General features: G+C 63.5%; 18 protein-coding genes. 11 read left to right on the forward strand and 7 right to left on the reverse strand.

Annotated features, from left to right (window positions below):
• Nucleotides 1-25 precede the first annotated feature (25 nt).
• On the reverse strand, nucleotides 26-1,000 hold the full coding sequence (locus OCL88_RS15330; RefSeq protein ID WP_166186208.1) for an acyl-CoA thioesterase: 975 nt from the start codon (nucleotides 998-1,000) through the stop codon (nucleotides 26-28).
• 328 nt (nucleotides 1,001-1,328) lie between these two features.
• Here OCL88_RS15330 and aztD point away from each other — a divergent pair, with 328 nt between their 5' ends.
• The 4 genes from aztD (at nucleotide 1,329) to OCL88_RS15350 (ending at nucleotide 5,152) form a co-directional block, all read left to right on the forward strand.
• Nucleotides 1,329-2,618, forward strand: coding sequence for a zinc metallochaperone AztD (aztD, locus tag OCL88_RS15335; protein ID WP_264963049.1), 1,290 nt, complete (start codon nucleotides 1,329-1,331; stop codon nucleotides 2,616-2,618).
• 190 nt (nucleotides 2,619-2,808) lie between these two features.
• Nucleotides 2,809-4,149 (forward strand): MATE family efflux transporter, encoded by a 1,341-nt coding sequence (locus OCL88_RS15340; RefSeq protein WP_062098838.1) that lies wholly within the window; start codon nucleotides 2,809-2,811, stop codon nucleotides 4,147-4,149.
• A gap of 9 nt (nucleotides 4,150-4,158) precedes the next feature.
• Nucleotides 4,159-4,731, forward strand: coding sequence for a hypothetical protein (locus tag OCL88_RS15345; protein ID WP_264963050.1), 573 nt, complete (start codon nucleotides 4,159-4,161; stop codon nucleotides 4,729-4,731).
• A 73-nt stretch (nucleotides 4,732-4,804) separates the two neighbouring features.
• Complete coding sequence (locus tag OCL88_RS15350; RefSeq protein WP_021473295.1) at nucleotides 4,805-5,152, forward strand: hypothetical protein; 348 nt, start codon at nucleotides 4,805-4,807, stop codon at nucleotides 5,150-5,152.
• Nucleotides 5,153-5,210: 58 nt separating this feature from the next.
• Here the strand turns inward: OCL88_RS15350 and OCL88_RS15355 are convergent, their stop codons facing one another.
• Nucleotides 5,211-5,759, reverse strand: a complete 549-nt coding sequence (locus OCL88_RS15355) for a CGNR zinc finger domain-containing protein (protein WP_021473294.1) — start codon at nucleotides 5,757-5,759, stop codon at nucleotides 5,211-5,213.
• Nucleotides 5,760-5,848: 89 nt separating this feature from the next.
• On the opposite strand from OCL88_RS15355, the gene OCL88_RS15360 reads away from it, so the two are divergent.
• On the forward strand, nucleotides 5,849-6,847 hold the full coding sequence (locus OCL88_RS15360; RefSeq protein ID WP_205679887.1) for an EamA family transporter: 999 nt from the start codon (nucleotides 5,849-5,851) through the stop codon (nucleotides 6,845-6,847).
• Between the two features lie 47 nt (nucleotides 6,848-6,894).
• Here OCL88_RS15360 and OCL88_RS15365 read toward each other — a convergent pair whose 3' ends face one another.
• Nucleotides 6,895-7,158, reverse strand: coding sequence for a WXG100 family type VII secretion target (locus OCL88_RS15365; protein ID WP_021473292.1), 264 nt, complete (start codon nucleotides 7,156-7,158; stop codon nucleotides 6,895-6,897).
• Between the two features lie 160 nt (nucleotides 7,159-7,318).
• Between OCL88_RS15365 and OCL88_RS15370 the strand changes: the two genes are divergently transcribed.
• Nucleotides 7,319-7,591, forward strand: a complete 273-nt coding sequence (locus tag OCL88_RS15370; RefSeq protein WP_021473291.1) for a DUF2277 domain-containing protein — start codon at nucleotides 7,319-7,321, stop codon at nucleotides 7,589-7,591.
• Between the two features lie 84 nt (nucleotides 7,592-7,675).
• Here the strand turns inward: OCL88_RS15370 and OCL88_RS15375 are convergent, their stop codons facing one another.
• The 3 genes from OCL88_RS15375 to OCL88_RS15385 are packed head-to-tail and all read right to left on the reverse strand — an operon-like array spanning nucleotide 7,676 to nucleotide 10,717.
• Nucleotides 7,676-10,063, reverse strand: a complete 2,388-nt coding sequence (locus tag OCL88_RS15375; protein ID WP_264963051.1) for a heavy metal translocating P-type ATPase — start codon at nucleotides 10,061-10,063, stop codon at nucleotides 7,676-7,678.
• Nucleotides 10,064-10,071: 8 nt separating this feature from the next.
• Nucleotides 10,072-10,305, reverse strand: coding sequence for a heavy-metal-associated domain-containing protein (locus tag OCL88_RS15380; protein WP_021473289.1), 234 nt, complete (start codon nucleotides 10,303-10,305; stop codon nucleotides 10,072-10,074).
• Between the two features lie 49 nt (nucleotides 10,306-10,354).
• Nucleotides 10,355-10,717 carry a metal-sensitive transcriptional regulator gene (locus OCL88_RS15385; protein ID WP_166186205.1) on the reverse strand — a complete coding sequence of 121 codons (363 nt, stop codon included), beginning with the start codon at nucleotides 10,715-10,717 and terminating at the stop codon, nucleotides 10,355-10,357.
• A gap of 201 nt (nucleotides 10,718-10,918) precedes the next feature.
• Between OCL88_RS15385 and hxlB the strand changes: the two genes are divergently transcribed.
• The 3 genes from hxlB to OCL88_RS15400 all read left to right on the forward strand — a co-directional run bounded on the left by hxlB (nucleotide 10,919) and on the right by OCL88_RS15400 (nucleotide 13,265).
• Nucleotides 10,919-11,521: a 6-phospho-3-hexuloisomerase gene (gene hxlB / locus OCL88_RS15390; protein ID WP_166186204.1), complete on the forward strand. Its 603-nt coding sequence runs from the start codon at nucleotides 10,919-10,921 to the stop codon at nucleotides 11,519-11,521.
• Nucleotides 11,522-11,573: 52 nt separating this feature from the next.
• On the forward strand, nucleotides 11,574-12,197 hold the full coding sequence (hxlA, locus tag OCL88_RS15395) for a 3-hexulose-6-phosphate synthase (RefSeq protein WP_021473286.1): 624 nt from the start codon (nucleotides 11,574-11,576) through the stop codon (nucleotides 12,195-12,197).
• Nucleotides 12,198-12,278: 81 nt separating this feature from the next.
• Complete coding sequence (locus tag OCL88_RS15400; RefSeq protein ID WP_264963052.1) at nucleotides 12,279-13,265, forward strand: glucose-6-phosphate dehydrogenase assembly protein OpcA; 987 nt, start codon at nucleotides 12,279-12,281, stop codon at nucleotides 13,263-13,265.
• Nucleotides 13,266-13,267: 2 nt separating this feature from the next.
• Here OCL88_RS15400 and OCL88_RS15405 read toward each other — a convergent pair whose 3' ends face one another.
• Complete coding sequence (locus OCL88_RS15405) at nucleotides 13,268-14,530, reverse strand: helix-turn-helix transcriptional regulator (protein ID WP_166186202.1); 1,263 nt, start codon at nucleotides 14,528-14,530, stop codon at nucleotides 13,268-13,270.
• Between the two features lie 300 nt (nucleotides 14,531-14,830).
• On the opposite strand from OCL88_RS15405, the gene OCL88_RS15410 reads away from it, so the two are divergent.
• Together OCL88_RS15410 and OCL88_RS15415 are read left to right on the forward strand one after the other, a co-directional pair.
• Nucleotides 14,831-15,355: an RNA polymerase sigma factor gene (locus tag OCL88_RS15410; protein ID WP_264963053.1), complete on the forward strand. Its 525-nt coding sequence runs from the start codon at nucleotides 14,831-14,833 to the stop codon at nucleotides 15,353-15,355.
• Entirely contained in the window at nucleotides 15,355-16,044 is a 690-nt protein-coding gene (locus OCL88_RS15415) for a hypothetical protein (RefSeq protein ID WP_166186200.1), read from the forward strand. Before OCL88_RS15410 ends, OCL88_RS15415 begins: the two co-directional genes overlap by 1 nt.
• The last annotated feature ends 6 nt before the right edge of the window (nucleotides 16,045-16,050 follow it).

Here is a 16,050-nt window from a genome sequence, read left to right on the forward strand (position 1 = left end):
CTTTCGCAGTCGATCAGTTCGCTGGTCACTGGCCGCCCGCGTTCAACAGATGGTCCGGCAGCCGGTTTCCAGGTGCCCTGCCCCGTATTTCCAGCAGTTCGCGCGCGTGGGCGTGCAGCTTCTTGTCCTCCTCGGAGACCGGAACCCAAGCAGGGATGGGAACTGCGGTACCGGTCTCGTCCCGGGCCACCATGACGGTGAGGCAGTACGTGGTCAGATTCATCTCCCGGGTCTTTGGATCGCCCGAACGTACATGTACCGCAATGTGCATACCTTTGGCGCCCGTGTAGACCAAACGGGCTTCCACTTCCACCACATGGCCAATGAGGAGAGGCCTGTAGAAGCGGACACCTCCGGAGAACACAGCAACCGTGTCCTTTCCGCAGTACCGCGACGCGCAGACATAAGCGGCTTCATCGATCCACTTCATCACGATGCCACCGTGGACTTTTCCGCCCCAGTTCACGTCCGTGGGGGACGCCATGAACCGCAGGGTCACACGCTCCGCGGTTCCGGCGTCGGTATATTCCTGGGCGTTCATTGCGTTCACGATCTGTTCGCGAACATCTATGCGGGCAAGGGCATGTTCGCGTGCTTCGATTTCGGCGGGTGTGGATGGCTCGAACTGCGGAACGGGGATCGGCTTTCCGTCGGGCCCCACCGCAACAAAGATCACCATGCATTGGCTGTGCATTGTCTCCGGGCCGCCCTTGGGATCCCGGGAGCTCACGGTCGTGTGGATGTGCATGGACGAGCGGCCGGTGTAGACGATCGTGGAGGTGACCTCAACCATGTCGCCGCTGTTGACGGGATCTGCGAAGTGGATGTTTCCCACGTACGCCGTGACGCAATAGGACTTTGCCCAGCCGACAGCTGCTGCGTACGCCGCCTTATCCACCCACTCAAGGACGGTGCCGGCATCGACTGAGCCGCTGTGGCCCACGTCCATGGGGGCTGCGAGGAAGCGGAGGGTCACGGAATTCGCGGGGGACTCGCTCATGGTTCGAAGTTTACTGTTGGCGTGTTTCTGTTACGTGACTGAGTCGGTCGCTCTACCACTTCCCGCCGCCTCCAGGCCGTCGCTCTATCACTTCCCGGCGCCTCCAGGCCGTCGCTCTATCACTTCCCGCTCCCTTTCTGCCGTTCCTCTATCGCTTCCCGGCCCTTTTCCGCCGTTCCTCTATCGCTCTCTTGAAGGCAGTGATAGAGCAACGGGGAGATCGATGGGTTTAGTGATAGAGGAACCGGGGGATTGGGGGGTGGCTAGGGTGTCGGGCAGTAGGTAGCGCTCAAGTTGCGATGCAATTGAGAATCATTATTATTAACGCATGTCATCAATCACACCCTCCTTCGACCTGCCCTTGAGAACCACGCGCCGCCGTCTGCGGGCGGTTGCCGCCGTCGGGCTTTCCGCCGTTTTGCTTGGCGCCTGCGCGGCGCCCGGCAACCAGGCGGGTGCGGCGCCGGAACCAAGCCCGTCCACAGCCTCCACCAAGGAGGCGCCCGCTCCCGCCCCTCGCCTCGTTTACACCCACGACGGCGGCGTGGCCGTTCTGGACGCAAAGACCCTGAAGCCAGTCGGCGGCGTGGAGCTGGAAGGCTTCAATAGGCTGAACGCGGCGGGTGACGGCAGGCATGTGCTCATCTCAACGGGGGACGCTTTCCGTGTCTTGGACTCCGGTGCCTGGTCCGAGGCGCACGGCGACCATAGCCACCACTACGTCTCCGACCCCGCCTTGACCGGGCTCTCCTTCGACGCCGACGAAGCAGGGCACGTGGTTACCCACGCCGGCAGGACCGTCCTTTTCAGCGACGGTTCCGGGAAAGTGGAGAGCTTCGCTTCTGCCGACCTCACAAAAGAGAGCGAACTGCCTGCCACCGACCAGTACACGACGCCCGAGCCTCACCATGGTGTCGCCGTCGAGCTTGAGGACGGCAAGATGCTGGTGACGCTCGGCAATGAGGAAAGTCGGAAGGGGATCGCCATTTTGTCGGCGGGCAAGGGCCAGGATCGCCGGGAAATTGCGCGCAATGAGGATTGCCCGGGCGTGCATGGCGAAGCGATGGCTGGCGGTGAAGCCGTGACGGTGGGGTGCACCGACGGCATGCTGATCTACAAGGACGGCGTCATCACCAAGGTGCCCAGCCCGGATGCATACGGCCGGATGGGAAACCAGGCGGGCTCGGAGAAATCTGCCGTGATCCTCGGTGACTACAAGGTGGATAAGGGTGCGAAGCTGGAGCGTCCTACCAGGATCTCGTTGGTCAATACCGACTCCGCATCGCTGCGACTCGTGGACATCGGGACCAGCTATTCGTTCCGCTCGCTGGGCCGGGGACCCGCAGGCGAAGCGCTGGTTTTGGGAACAGACGGCGGTTTGCGCGTCATCAACCCGCTGACGGGCGCTGTGGAAAAGAACATCCCTGTGGTGGCTGCATGGGAAGAGTCGGAAACCTGGCAGGACCCGCGGCCCACCCTGTTCGTTCAGGGCTCGACGGCGTTCGTCACCGAGCCTGCGACGCGAACCATCCGCGCTGTGAACCTTTCCAGCGGGAAGGTTGCGGGATCGGCCCAGCTTGAGCACGTGCCGAATGAGCTCACGGGCGTCACGGGCTGATCTCTCCCCTTTCCACCCTCACCCGATGCTCTTCCACATCCTGCCTCCTTCAGCCCGACGCTCTATCACTCCCCTGAAGAGAGTGATAGAGCGCCGGGGGTTTGGGGGTGGGATGTGATAGAGCGTCGGGGCAATCAGGGTGGGATGTGATAGAGCGTCGGGGGTTTGGGGGAGCATCTACCCTTGATGAGTGCCTGAAACCACAACCGCCCCCAGCCGTTCCAATGCCCGGGAAATTCTCCGGCTAGCCGTGCCCGCTTTCGGCGCCCTGATCGCCGAGCCCCTGTTCCTCCTGGCCGACTCGGCGATCGTAGGGCACTTGGGCGTCGACCAGTTGGCCGGTGTGGGACTCGCCTCCACGGTTCTGCACACCGCGGTTGGGCTCATGGTTTTCCTGGCATATTCGACGACGCCGGCAGTCGCCCGCGCGATCGGCGACGGAAAGCTCGGCAGGGCTTTGGCGGCAGGGCGCGACGGCGTATGGCTGGCTCTTCTGCTTGGCGTGGCGCTCGCGGTGCTCGGCTTCATCTTCGCCGAGCCGCTGGTTGGTCTCATGGGCGCGAGCGGAGACGTGCAGGGATTCGCCGTCGACTATCTCCGCTGGTCCATGCCGGGCCTGGCCGCGATGCTCCTGGTTTTTGCCGGAACAGGTGTGCTGAGGGGATTGCAGGACACCCGTACTCCGCTGGTGGTGGCCACTGCCGGGTTCGCGCTGAACATCGCCCTGAACTGGTTCCTGGTGTATGGGCTGAACCTTTCCGTGGCTGGTTCCGCGATCGGAACCAGCATCGCGCAGTGGGCTATGGCCGCGGTTTACCTGGTGTTTGTCGGACGCAATGCCCAGCGTTGCAACGTTTCCCTCAAGCCCGATTGGCACGGCATCCGCGCCATGACCAAAGTGGGCTCGTGGCTCATGCTCCGCACCCTCAGCCTCCGCGTGGCCATCCTCGCCACCGTTGTGGTTGTCACGGCACAGGGCGCGGTCAACCTTGCAGCCCACCAGTTGGCCATGACCATCTTCTCTTTCCTGGCGTTTGCGCTGGATGCCCTGGCGATTGCAGCCCAGGCCCTGATCGGCAAGGAGCTGGGAGCCCGGAACGCCCGGCGGGCCCGTGAACTGACACGGACCATGGTTCGCTGGGGCTTGGGCTTCGGCGTGATCACCGGGGTGTTGCTGGCCTTGGTGGCGCCGTTTGCCGGCTATCTGTTCACCTCGGACGCGGGAGTCCGGTCTGCGCTCACTCTTGCCTTGTGGGTGCTGGCCGTCGGCCAACCCCTCGCCGGTTACGTCTTCGTCCTTGACGGCGTGCTGATCGGTGCCGGCGACGCCCGCTACCTGGCGATTGCCGGCGTCGTAAATCTTGCTGTCTATCTGCCGCTCCTGGCGGCGGTGTACCTGACAAGGCCCGACGGCGCGGCGGGGCTGGTCTGGTTGTGGCTCGCCTTCGCGCTGGGCTACATGCTGGCGCGCGGGGTGACCCTTGGCCTTCGGGCGCGGACGGATCGGTGGATGGTCCTGGGTTCGCACTAAACTGGACGCGTGACTCTCCCAGCGAATGCCGCCCAGCCCCGTTCTGCCTCCCGGCCCACGCCTTGGAAGCCCGTGCTGCTCCGTGCTGCTGTTGGACTGGTGTTCGGGTTGGTCACGGCGTTCTGGAGCAACCCTTCCGGCGAGGGGCTTGCGTGGGCTATGGGACTGTATCTGCTGGCCACGGCGGGAGCGGTCTGGATGTTCCGGACTTTGCCGGTGTTCGTGCCGGTGGTCATCGCCCTGGGTGGGATCGGTGCCCTGGTGACGCGGTCCGACGCGGGCGTTGCACTCTCCGCCGTCGTAGCGCTGTTGGTCCTGGGGGCGTCCGAGTTGACTCGCGGCGTCCGGAAGCGCGACGACGTCGCCCGGGATTGGCTGATTTCCGGCGTTGTTTCCGTGGGTACGGCCGTGGCGCTGCCGTTCTTCATTTCCATGGGCGCCCATGCGCTCCTGGGTGTGGCCGGTGGCGGCGCCATCATCTGCGGGGTCTTGTGGATTCTCTCGGGGCTTACCTTGCGTCACGAAGCCAAGGCGTCCTCCGGACCCTCTGCACCCGGCTCGTCACCCGAGGCCGTAAACTAGTAGCTGGACGTTCTACTGATCGTAGAACTTTGCAAACCGGCGGCAGCTCTTAGAAGCCGCCATTATTGGAGGAATGACCGTGGCTGACCAGACACCAGGAGAACCGCGCAAGATGCGGACTTCGGTCAAGGGACCGCTTGTCTTCTCCGCATTCTTTGCCGTTTTGGCGTTCGTCGCCGTACTGATCTTCGCCTCGGGCGGCAGCGCAAAGGCTCCGAGGTTCGACCTCGCCTTCACAGGCGCCGGCATCGCCTTCATTGTGAGCCTCGTGGTGGCTGCGATGCTGTCCATGAGCTACAAGGAGAATGCCGAACACCTCGGCAAGGGTTCGGGCGTCAACCTCAGTTCCAAGCGGCCGCAGGGCCGTCCGGGTTCGCCGGACTCGCCTGATACGCCGGAAACGCACGACGGCGGACACTAGGTTCCAGCGCTCCTCCCGTTTGATGGGGGAGCGCTTTTTAGTTCCGGTGGGGTGAAGGCTAGTCGCCCTCGGCGGCTTTCCGGGCCCGGTACGCTGCGACGTGGGTCCGGTTGGCGCAGTTTCCGGTGTCGCAGTAGAGCTTTGAACGGTTGCGGCTGAGGTCCAGGACCACGGCGTCGCAGTCTTCCGCTGCGCAGAGGCGCATCCGCTCCATCTCCTTGCTCCGGATCACATCGACGATTGCCATGGCGGCTTCCGTGCCCATGCGATCCGCCAGCGGAGCTTCCGGGGTGGTGGCGTGGAGGTGCCAGTCCCACTGATCGTGCTTGACGAGCTGGGGGAGGGCCTTGGCATCGGCGAGGAGTTTGTTGATGGCTTTGGCAGCGGTGTCCTCATCGGCACTCCAGAGTGCTGCGAGCTCACCCCGGAGGCGTTTTACGCTGCGCAACTCAGCGGCCGTTCTGGTGCGCGAACCGGAGAAACCTTCGGCATCCAGGAAAGCGTCAAGGTCCTCTACGGTGGCCAGCGAGTCCTCTCCATTGGCGGCGGTGTTGATCAGGTTGACGACACTGCGGAGGGCAACCTCGGTGTCAGGCGCAAAAAGCACTTTGACTCCTTACATGCTGGGGGAGTACTGTCATGACCATAAGCCCACTTTACTCCTGACAGGAGGCTGCTGTGTCAGCAACAAGGACCATGGCTGATGCAAAAGGATTCCTGGCATCCGGACTTGGCATCGCCATCATTTCCTCGGCAGTGTTCGGCACTTCCGGATCCTTCGCCAAGTCGATGCTGGAGACCGGCTGGTCTCCCGGGGCCGCCGTCGCCGTGCGGCTCAGTGGCGCTGCCCTCATCCTGCTGATTCCCGCCGTCGTGGTTCTTCGCGGCCGTTGGCACCAACTCAAGGACAACTGGCTCACCATCCTGCTTTTCGGCCTGATCGGCGTTGCCGGCTGCCAGCTCTTCTACTTCAACGCAGTGGCACGCCTGTCTGTGGGCGTTGCGCTCCTGCTGGAGTACCTGGCGCCGGTGATGATCGTCCTGTGGCTCTGGATTTCCAGCCGACGCCGGCCACGCGCCCTCACTGCTGCCGGAGCCCTGCTCTCCCTGGCGGGGCTGGTGCTGGTGCTGGACCTGACCGGTTCCGTGAAGGTGGACTTCATCGGTGTCTTGTGGGGCATGGCCGCAGCCGTGTGCCTGGTCATCTATTTCTTCATCACTGCCAAGGAGAATGACACCTTGCCGCCGCTGGTGCTGGCTTCGGGTGGCCTGGTTGTGGGCGCGGTGGTCATGTGGCTGGTGGGAGCGGTGGGCCTGCTGCCCATGACTTTCAGCACGGCCAACACCTCGCTCGGACCCTGGGAGACCCCGTGGTGGGTCTCGGTGGGCGGCTTGGTGATTCTGGCAACCGTGCTCGCATACGTCTCCGGCATCATGGCTGCCCGTAGCCTCGGATCCAAAGTGGCGTCGTTCGTGTCCCTGACGGAAGTACTTTTCGCCGTGCTGTGGGCTTGGCTGCTGCTGGGCGAGCTGCCCGGATCCATCCAGTTGCTGGGCGGCCTGCTGATTGTGGGCGGTGTGGTGTTGGTCCGGGTGGACGAACTGCGGGGCGACAAGCGGGCTGCCCGAACAGACCCGGTGGCGGAGCGCGTCCTTGACCACGCGAACGACGTCGAGCCGGTCCCTGGTCCTTAACAGGCGAAGGCCCGGACGCTGTGGCGTCCGGGCCTTTCCCAACTGTCTTAGTTGGAAGCCTGCTGCTGCTGCTCGGCGTTCTTCTGAGCGCGTGCGCCGGCGTCGCGAAGTGCGTCGGCAACCTTCTTGAGGCTGGAAGCGTGCTGGCTGTCCCACTCACCGCGGAACTTGTCAGCGTCCGGGCCCTTCCAGTCGGTGCCGTCCAGTGCGCCCTTCAGCTGTGAGCGCTGCTGCTCGATGGTCTCTGCGCCGGCCTTCAGCTTGTTACCGAGCTGGCGAAGCTGATCAACGTCTGCACCCCAAATAGCCATGAGATATCTCCTTCATTCTTTTCGGACCCGAGCTCTTCGGCATCCCCAGCGGCCTCCGGCTCATCCGGAAGATCCAATGAATAAAACCTATCCCGGGAATCGCGGGACGGTCGATGGGCACCCCTCCCCATGGAGCCCTGCCCATGGCTAGCATGGGTTTATGTGCCGAAATATCCGGACCCTGCATAACTTTGAACCGCGTGCCACGTCAGCTGAAGTTGAGGCTGCTGCCCTTCAATATGTGCGCAAGATCAGTGGCTCCACCAAGCCGTCCAAGGCCAACGAGGAGGCCTTCGCGGAGGCTGTTCACCAGATCGCACACATCACGCAGCACCTGCTTGATTCGATGGTGAGCCACGGCCCCGCGAAGAACCGTGAAGAGGAAGCGGCCAAGGCCAAGGCCCGGGCCGCCGTCCGCTTTGGAACGGCCTAGCCCGGGCCCTGGTATCCCCAAGTAGCTGGCAGTTGTTGTTGTTCTGGGGGCTCGGAACAACAACAACTGACAGTCAGTTGGGGGCTACTTCCCAAAGGAACGCAGCCTGAGCGAGTTCGCGACAACCAGGACGGAGCTGGCTGCCATGGCCGCGCCGGCGATCATCGGGTTCAGCAGGCCAAGGGCAGCCACCGGGATGCCGATCGCGTTGTAGAAGAACGCCCAGAACAGGTTGGTCTTGATGGTGGACAAGGTCCTCCGTGAAAGCTCTATGGCCTGCACCAACTGGTTCAAGTCGCTCCCCATGACGGTCAGGTCTGATGCTTCAATGGCGACGTCAGTGCCGGACCCCATGGCTATGCCCAAATCAGACTGGGCCAGTGCGGCAGCGTCATTCACGCCGTCTCCTGCCATCGCAACGGTGGCACCGGCATCTTGGAGCTTCCTGACGGCTTCGACCTTGCCTTCCGGCAAGACACCTGCAAAGACATCATCCGGGGCGATCCCGACGGCGTCGGCGACCTGAGCGGCCACGGCCGCATTGTCTCCGGTCAGGAGCATGGGACGGATTCCCAGCTCCTTGAGCTTGCGGATGGCGTCCGCTGAACCGGGTTTGATGGTGTCAGTCAGGCTGATGATTCCCGCAGCCTGTCCATCCAACGCGACCCAGATCGCTGTTGCTCCGGCACGTTCCTGCTCCGCGAAGGTTTCCTGCTGGGCGGGCGTGGGCTTCACGCCGTTCTCCTCAAGCCAACCGGTGCGGCCAACAAGAACCGACTTTCGGGCTCCGTTCAGCGCAACAGTTCCCTTCACTCCACCTCCGGGAGCGGAAGTGAAGCCTTCCACGCGGGGTATGGCGCCGGCGTCGGGCATTGCTTCCTTGGCGGCGGCAGCTATGGCGTGGGCGATGGGATGTTCCGACGCGGCCTCAACGGCACCGGCAAGCAGCAGTACGTCCTCTTCGGCCTGGCCGTTGAGCGCAATAGTGTGGTCCACGGCAAGCTTGCCACTGGTCACGGTGCCCGTCTTGTCCAGGAGGATGGTGTCCACATGGCGGGTGTCTTCAAGGACTTGGGGGCCCTTGATGAGGATGCCCAGCTGGGCGCCGCGGCCGGTTCCCGTGAGCAGGCCAACCGGGGTGGCCAAGCCCAGGGCGCAGGGGCAGGCAATCACGAGAACTGCCACAGCGGCAGTAAACGACGCGTTGAGGTCTCCGCTGAAAACCACCCACAGTACAAACGTCAGAACGGCAATGATCAGGACGATCGGCACGAACACGGAACTGATGCGGTCTGCGAGCCTGGCGATGGGTGCCTTGCCCGTTTGAGCCTGGCTGACCAAGCGGCCCATCTGCGCGAGGGTGGTATCCGACCCCACCCGGGTGGCCCTGACCAGTAACCGCCCGGATGCGTTGATGGTGGCGCCGGTGACGGGACTTCCCGGTCCGACTTCGACAGGAACCGATTCGCCGGTCACCAAGGAGGCATCGACGGCGGAAGAACCCTCCGCTACGACGCCGTCAGTGGCGACTTTCTCACCAGGGCGAACCACAAAGATGTCCCCCACTTGGAGCTGGTCCGCCGGAACTTTCTGTTCCCTGCCGTCCACGAGGATGGTTGCGTCCTTGGCGCCGAGATTCAGCAGGGCCTTGAGGGCATTTCCTGCCTTCGCCTTGGCGTTGGCCTCCAGGTAGCGGCCGAGGAGCAGGAACGTGGTGACGACTGCGGCGACCTCGAAGTACAGCCCGCCGGACATGCCCTCCATGCCCGGATGCTCGGTGATCCGCGGGTCCGCGAACAGCTGCCAGGCGGAGTAGACGTAGGCCGCAATCACACCGATGGAGACCAAGGTGTCCATGGTGGACGCAAAGTGCCGGGCATTGATGGCTGCGGCTCGGTGGAACGGCCACGCAGCCCAGCTCACTACCGGGAGTGCCAACGAGGCCACAACCCAGCCCCAGTTGGGGAACTGGAAGGCCGGAATCATGGAGATCGCGAAAACGGGGACCGTGAGGATGGCTGCCAGGATCAAACGGGGAAACAGGGTGGATGCAGCCGGGCCATGCTCCATGTGATTCCCGTGAGGAGCCTCGCCATGTTCGGCGTGGTCCCCATGTGCGCCGAAGTCGTCGCTGTGGGCGACATGCTCTGCATGCTCGCTCGTACCTCGCCTGGACGCATGCTGCCGCATGTCCCCCACTTCGACGGAGTGGCGAGGTTGTTGGGTTGATACTTGGCGGATGGTGGCCTTGTAGCCCGTGGCGTTGACCGTGTCTACGAGTTGCTGGTCCGTGACGGTCGACGGGACGGTGACGTGGGCTGACTCCAGGGGAAGGTTGACGGTGGCCTCGACGCCTTCGATCTTGCCGAGCTTCCGTTCTACGCGATTGACGCACGACGCGCACGTCATGCCCTCAATGTCCAGTTCAACTACCCGGGTATCGGGCTTGTGGAACGTCTCCTGGTTGGTCAAGGGAACTCCTATGCTTGGTTGGCTACCACCACGTAGCCGGCTTCTGCGACCGCTTCACCGATTTCAGCCGGTGAGAGCTCGCTTGTGGAGGTGATGGTCACGGTGGACAGCCCACCGGGGTTCAGGTCTACGGAGACTTCCTCGACCCCGTTGAGTGCTTCAAGTTCTTCGCTCACGCTCGAAACGCAGTGCCCGCAGGTCATGCCGGAAACGTTGACGTTGGTTTGGATTGTCTGGCTCATGAAGTGCTCCTTGGTGGTGAGTTGAATGGGGTAGTGCGGGTTTGACCGGCTACCGCAGCAGGCGGCCGATGGCATCTGTGGCTTCCTTGACCTTGGCGTCGATCTGCTCCGCCCGGGCTTGGGGATCGGGCTCGGAAGCGGCTCCCACAACACAATGGCCGATGTGCTCTTCAACGAGCCCCAGGCTCACTGCGTGAAGGGCCTTGGTTGCGGCGGCCACCTGGGTGAGGATGTCGATACAGTATTTGTCCTCTTCGACCATCCTCGCGATGCCGCGGACTTGGCCTTCAATACGTTTCAGGCGCCTCAGATAAGCATTTTTGTTGCCCGTGTACCCATGGGTGGTGGGCCCAAGATCAACCTCCAGTGCAGGGAGGTCCGATCCCGGGTAGTTCAGGTCTGCCGTGTTCATGGGATCAAATTTATACCCCTCAGGGGTATAAATCAATTACCCCCAGGGGGTATCTTCCCAAAAGGGTGAACCCATCCTTAAGGATGGGCAGAACCGTCAAAAAATAGCGTTACCCTACCCCTTTGGATTCGGAAACATGGTTGTCAGCAGGCAAGCATTCCGCAAGATCCCGGAGCCGGGACCGAATCGAAGGGAAAACTCGTGAACCCGCCAGCAAGCGCCACCACGACCGCTGCATCAACGACTTCGTCCGATATCGTGCGGAACCTCTCCCTCATCACTGACGAGATGACGGGGACCGCGGCCAAGATCGACGAACTTCAACTGGCCCGCGTAGCCAGCCACCTGGCACACCCCGGGCGAATCTTCGTGGCAGGAGCCGGTCGCAGCGGGCTGGTCCTCAGAATGGCCGCCATGCGGCTGATGCATCTCGGCCTCACCGTCCACGTTGCCGGAGACACCACTACCCCGGCCATCGCTTCCGGCGATCTCCTCCTGGTGGCGTCCGGCTCCGGAACGACCTCCGGCGTCGTAAAGGCCGCGGAGACTGCTGCACGGGCCGGTGCCCGGATCGCAGCGTTCACCACCAATGCCGACTCCCCGTTGGCGGGTCTGGCCGATTCCGTGGTGATCATCCCGGCCGCCCAGAAGACCGACCACGGATCCGCCGTCACCCGCCAGTACTCCGGCTCATTGTTCGAGCAGGCACTCTTCCTGGCTACCGAAACCATCTTCCAATCCCTCTGGGACAACGACGCGCAACCCGCCGAAGAGCTGTGGTTGCGTCACGCGAACCTTGAGTAGAGCCACCCCGATTTCCCTCCAGCAGAACCACAACAGAAAGTAGTCCCTTCCCATGAAGCTCCAAGTTGCCATCGACCTCCTGACCACCGAAGCCGCCCTCGAACTGGCCGGCCAGGTAGCCGAGTACGTAGACATCATTGAACTCGGCACGCCGCTGATCAAGGCCGAAGGCCTGCCGGTAATCACCGCCGTCAAGAACGCCCACCCGGACAAGATCGTGTTCGCCGACCTCAAGACCATGGACGCCGGCGAACTTGAAGCCGACATCGCCTTCAAGGCAGGAGCCGACCTGGTCACCGTCCTTGGCGCAGCGGACGACTCCACCATCGCCGGTGCCGTGAAGGCCGCCAAGGCCCACAACAAGGGCGTTGTGGTTGACCTCATTGGCATCGAGGACAAGGTCACCCGTGCACAGGAAGTCCGTGCCCTCGGCGCGAAGTTCGTTGAAATGCACGCCGGCCTGGACGAGCAGGCCAAGCCCGGCTTCGACCTCAACGGCCTGCTGCGCGCCGGCTCCGAAGCCCGCGTTCCGTTCTCCGTCGCCGGAGGCGTGAAGCTGGAGACCATCGCCGACGTGCAGAAGGCGGGAGCCGACGTCGCCGTCGCCGGTGGCGCCATCTACTCCGCCGAGGATCCTGCACTCGCCGCAAAGCAGCTCCGCGCAGCCATCGCCTGATTCCTTCCGCACCAAGGTGGCGCCCCGCAGCTGGACTGCGGGGCGCCACCTTTCGCATATCGGACGAACCTGGAGAAGGCCATGATCGTAGATCTTCCCGATACAACTACCTCGAAGATTTCCAAGAAGATCACTTCGTTGCGTGAGCAGGGCGGGGTGATTGCGCTGGGCCGGGTGTTGACGCTGGTGGTGGTGACCAAGTCCGGGCAGGAAGAAGAAGCGATCGAGGCCGCGAACGAAGCTTCCCGGGAACACCCCTGCCGGATCATCGTGCTGGCCGACGCCGGAGCGCAGGAACCGGACCGGTTGGACGCGCAGATCCGGGTCGGTGGCGACGCGGGCGCGTCGGAAGTGATCGTGTTGCGCGGGTACGGGCAGATGGCCCACGAAAGCGAGTCCCTGGTGGCTGCGCTGCTGCTTCCGGACGCCCCGATCGTGGCCTGGTGGCCGAACGGGGCACCCGAATCCGCGTGTGAGACCTCCATCGGAGCGATCGCGCACCGCCGGATCACCGACTCCGCGAATGAACCGGACCCCGCCCGGGCACTGGAGAACATCCGCCGAACTTACAAGGCCGGCGACACCGACCTCGCCTGGACCCGACTGACAAACTGGCGCATCCAACTCGCTGCGGCTTTGGAGCAGTCCGACGACGTTGAGGTCACCGCAGTGACGGTGGAAGGCGACGGCGATTCCCCAAGCACCCTGCTGCTCGGAAGCTGGTTAGGACGCGCCCTCCAGGTTCCCGTGGCGATCGTTGCCGGCCAGGCAGGAACGGGCCTCGTCGGGGTCCACCTTGCCACGCCATCCGGGACCATCAGCCTGACCCGGGAACGGGGTTCGATCGTCGAGCTCGTCCAGCCAGGCCAGCCCGCACAACGCATCGCCCTCCCCCGCCGAAGCCTCAAGGACTGCCTCGCAGAAGAACTCCGCCGGCTCGACCCCGACGAAGTCTTCGGGGACACGGTGCGCAGCTTCGAGGCGTTCACCAACGTCCAGGCCAGCGCCGAGGATGTCCTCCTCAGCGGGGTGGACAGGTGGGATGACGCTTTGGTGAGGGTCGGTTAGCCTTACCGCATGCCCCGGCTGTGGGCCAGTGCGATCGCCTCGGTGCGCGAACCGACGTCGAGCTTCTTGAAAAGGTTCCGTACATGGAACTTCACCGTATTCTCGCTGATCCCCATGGACGACGCGATGGTGCGGTTGCGGTGCCCTGCTGCCAGCAGTTGGAGCACCTCCAGTTCGCGCGCGGCAAGGTTCCACGCGGCAACGTCTCCGGGCGGCCGCGTCGGCAAGTCCAGTGGGAGCGAAACGAAGACGTCCGCGCCCCAGCCGGACATGACATCCATCCGCATCTGACCCGTGAGGGCCTGGACCCGGCGGTCCAGCCTCGCAATGCCGGGGTCGTCAGTGGTCAGTGCGCCACCGCCGTCGTCGCGTACGTTGATCAGCAGGTTCTCACCGTCACAATCCCATTGCGTGCGGACGCGGCGTACCTCCGGTTGTTCCATCATCGCCAGCACCAGCCCGCGGACAATGGCCCGGGCCGCATGCGCGACCTCGCCCGGCAGTGCCCTGCCATTGAGCGGCGGTTCGATGAATTGGACTTCGATTCCGCTGAAACTGGTCAACGGGCGCAGGTCCTCGCGCAAGCGTTCGAAAGCCCTGACGACCGGCTCTTCCACCAGATCCGTGGTGCGGTCGCTGTATGAACGGAGCGCCACCAAGGCCTTCGCTGCGAGGTTCGTGGCAGTCGTTCGGGCGGTGGCGTCGTCCAAAGCGTTCGACCGCAAGGCCGCGAGCAAGGTCTCCAAAGTGGTCGAGTGGAGGTCCGTCAGTTCCGCCGTGACCCGCACCCGCTCGGCCGAGGCCGCCCGTGATTCAAGCAAGTACGACGGCGGTGCATCCGCGACTTTTTCGCGTATGCGCTTGGCCGTGAGGTCCCACAGGTACTCCAACAGTCCAAACCCGGGGTCCGGTTCTGCAGGCTTGGGATCCGTCAACACAAGAAGGGCATTGCTGGGGCCATGCCGTAGGGCGAGTACCTGCCGGGCTTGCCCTGCGATATCGGCTTCCCCCAGCCAGGGTGCCTCGTCGGGCAGCGCACCACGGAGAACGTCTAGTTCTGCAATGGACACGCGGGAAGTGATCTCCTCGGCGCCCGCCTTCTTCTGCGGCCGGCCGGTGCAATCTTCGGTAAAGATCACTAAGGCGCTGCAGCCGAACGTTGGAAGAAGGGCATCCCGCAGCCGCTCGGCAATCTCCGCTAAGGGCGCATCGGCCAGTGCAGCCACAGCGCGCAGCAACGGCCACGGAAGTTCGGGCTCAGGCATGGAACGTCCTTCTTGTTTCGTCAGTCGGACAGGCGGCCGGTACTGACACATCCTGCCCGAAAGTGTAGCCAAACTTGGCGTCGGCACCTAGACGCGTTCCGCCGTCGTGCCCCGTGCGTAGGCGACTGCCGCAAGATGTACCGCCACGACCCACTTTGGCTGAAACTTGGACAGACTCGCCGTGAAAGCGGGCAAGTGGGCGGGGTGCGCAACTCAAAGTAGGTGGTGACGGCACACAGGACCGTCGTGCCCTTCAGCAAAACTGGTTACATTCTTCTGACTGCCGGACATTAACCGGCTATGAGCGTTGAGACGGATCAAGGGGGTCGTGTGGAGCCGACCAGGGAAAAGCAGTTCCTGGCGGCCCACGTTGCCTGCCACGACCAGGTCTACCGGTACTTTCGGCGCCGGACGGAGGAAGCGTCCACCGCGGAGGATCTCTCCGCGGAGGTGTTCAGGATCGCGTGGGAGAAATGCAGTCGTGACCAGGAATTATCCGTGCCGGTGGTGTTCGGCATAGCCCGGAACGTCCTCCGCAACCACTACAGGGCAAACCTTCGCTCCCACAACCTCACGAAGCTGCTTGAGATGCAGCGGACACACATGCCGGACACCCACGATCAGGGCGTCCGTGAGGCCTTGGACATGCTCAAGCCAGAGGAACGCGAGGTTCTTCTCCTGACCTACTGGGATGGCTTCAGCTCTACCGAAATCTCCAAACTGCTTCGGCTGACTTCCACGGCCGTCCGGATGCGACTGCACCGGGCCCGCAAAGAACTCAGCCGGATGCTTTTGACCGACCACGCTGCAGAGGAATCCACATAATGAGTACCAAGCAGGACCTGGAACGACTGGTCGCGGCCGACCCGGCCTTGGCGGTGACGGAGGGGGAGTTGGCCAAGAGCCGGGAGAGGAGCCTCGCAGTCATCCTCTCTGACGCGGACCAACTCACTGTGGGTGGTTCCGTTGAAGATTTCCACAAGCAGTCGTCCTCTCGGCGGTTCCGACTGGTGGCGGGAGTTGGCCTGGTGGCGGCGACGGCGGCCGTGATTGCCGGCGTTGCTGTTTCCGGAGTGTTTGTGGCGGCAGCGGAGCAGCCGGCTCCCGCGGCCACCCAGACTGTCGCAACCGAGGAGACCGGATCTCCGTTGCCGGAGATCATGGGCCGCATGCCGACTTTCGACAACCACATCGTCACGGGCGGCAATGGCAATAAAGCCGCGGTCGCCAAGGACCCGGAAGCAGACTTCCATATGGACGCTGCCAATCCGGGAAAGCTCGGCATTAACGCCGCCGGGTGTTTTGTGAGCACCTATCCCGACGGCAGCGAGGGCAGCCTCATTTTCCCTTCGGGGACCAGGATCATCGACTCTGGAGTGGTCTTCCCCGACGGCGCGACCTTGACCATTGGCGACGATTTCGTCTTCGGAGGCGGTTCCGCCGAGGTAGATGAGGGGCAGTGCGCCCCCCGTGGTTCGGCTTTCCTTGTTCAGAGCTGGGACTCCACCCGCTGACTCCCA

Origin of the sequence: Paenarthrobacter sp. PAE-2 (genome assembly GCF_026013155.1) — a bacterium.
Classification (GTDB): domain Bacteria; phylum Actinomycetota; class Actinomycetes; order Actinomycetales; family Micrococcaceae; genus Arthrobacter; species Arthrobacter ureafaciens.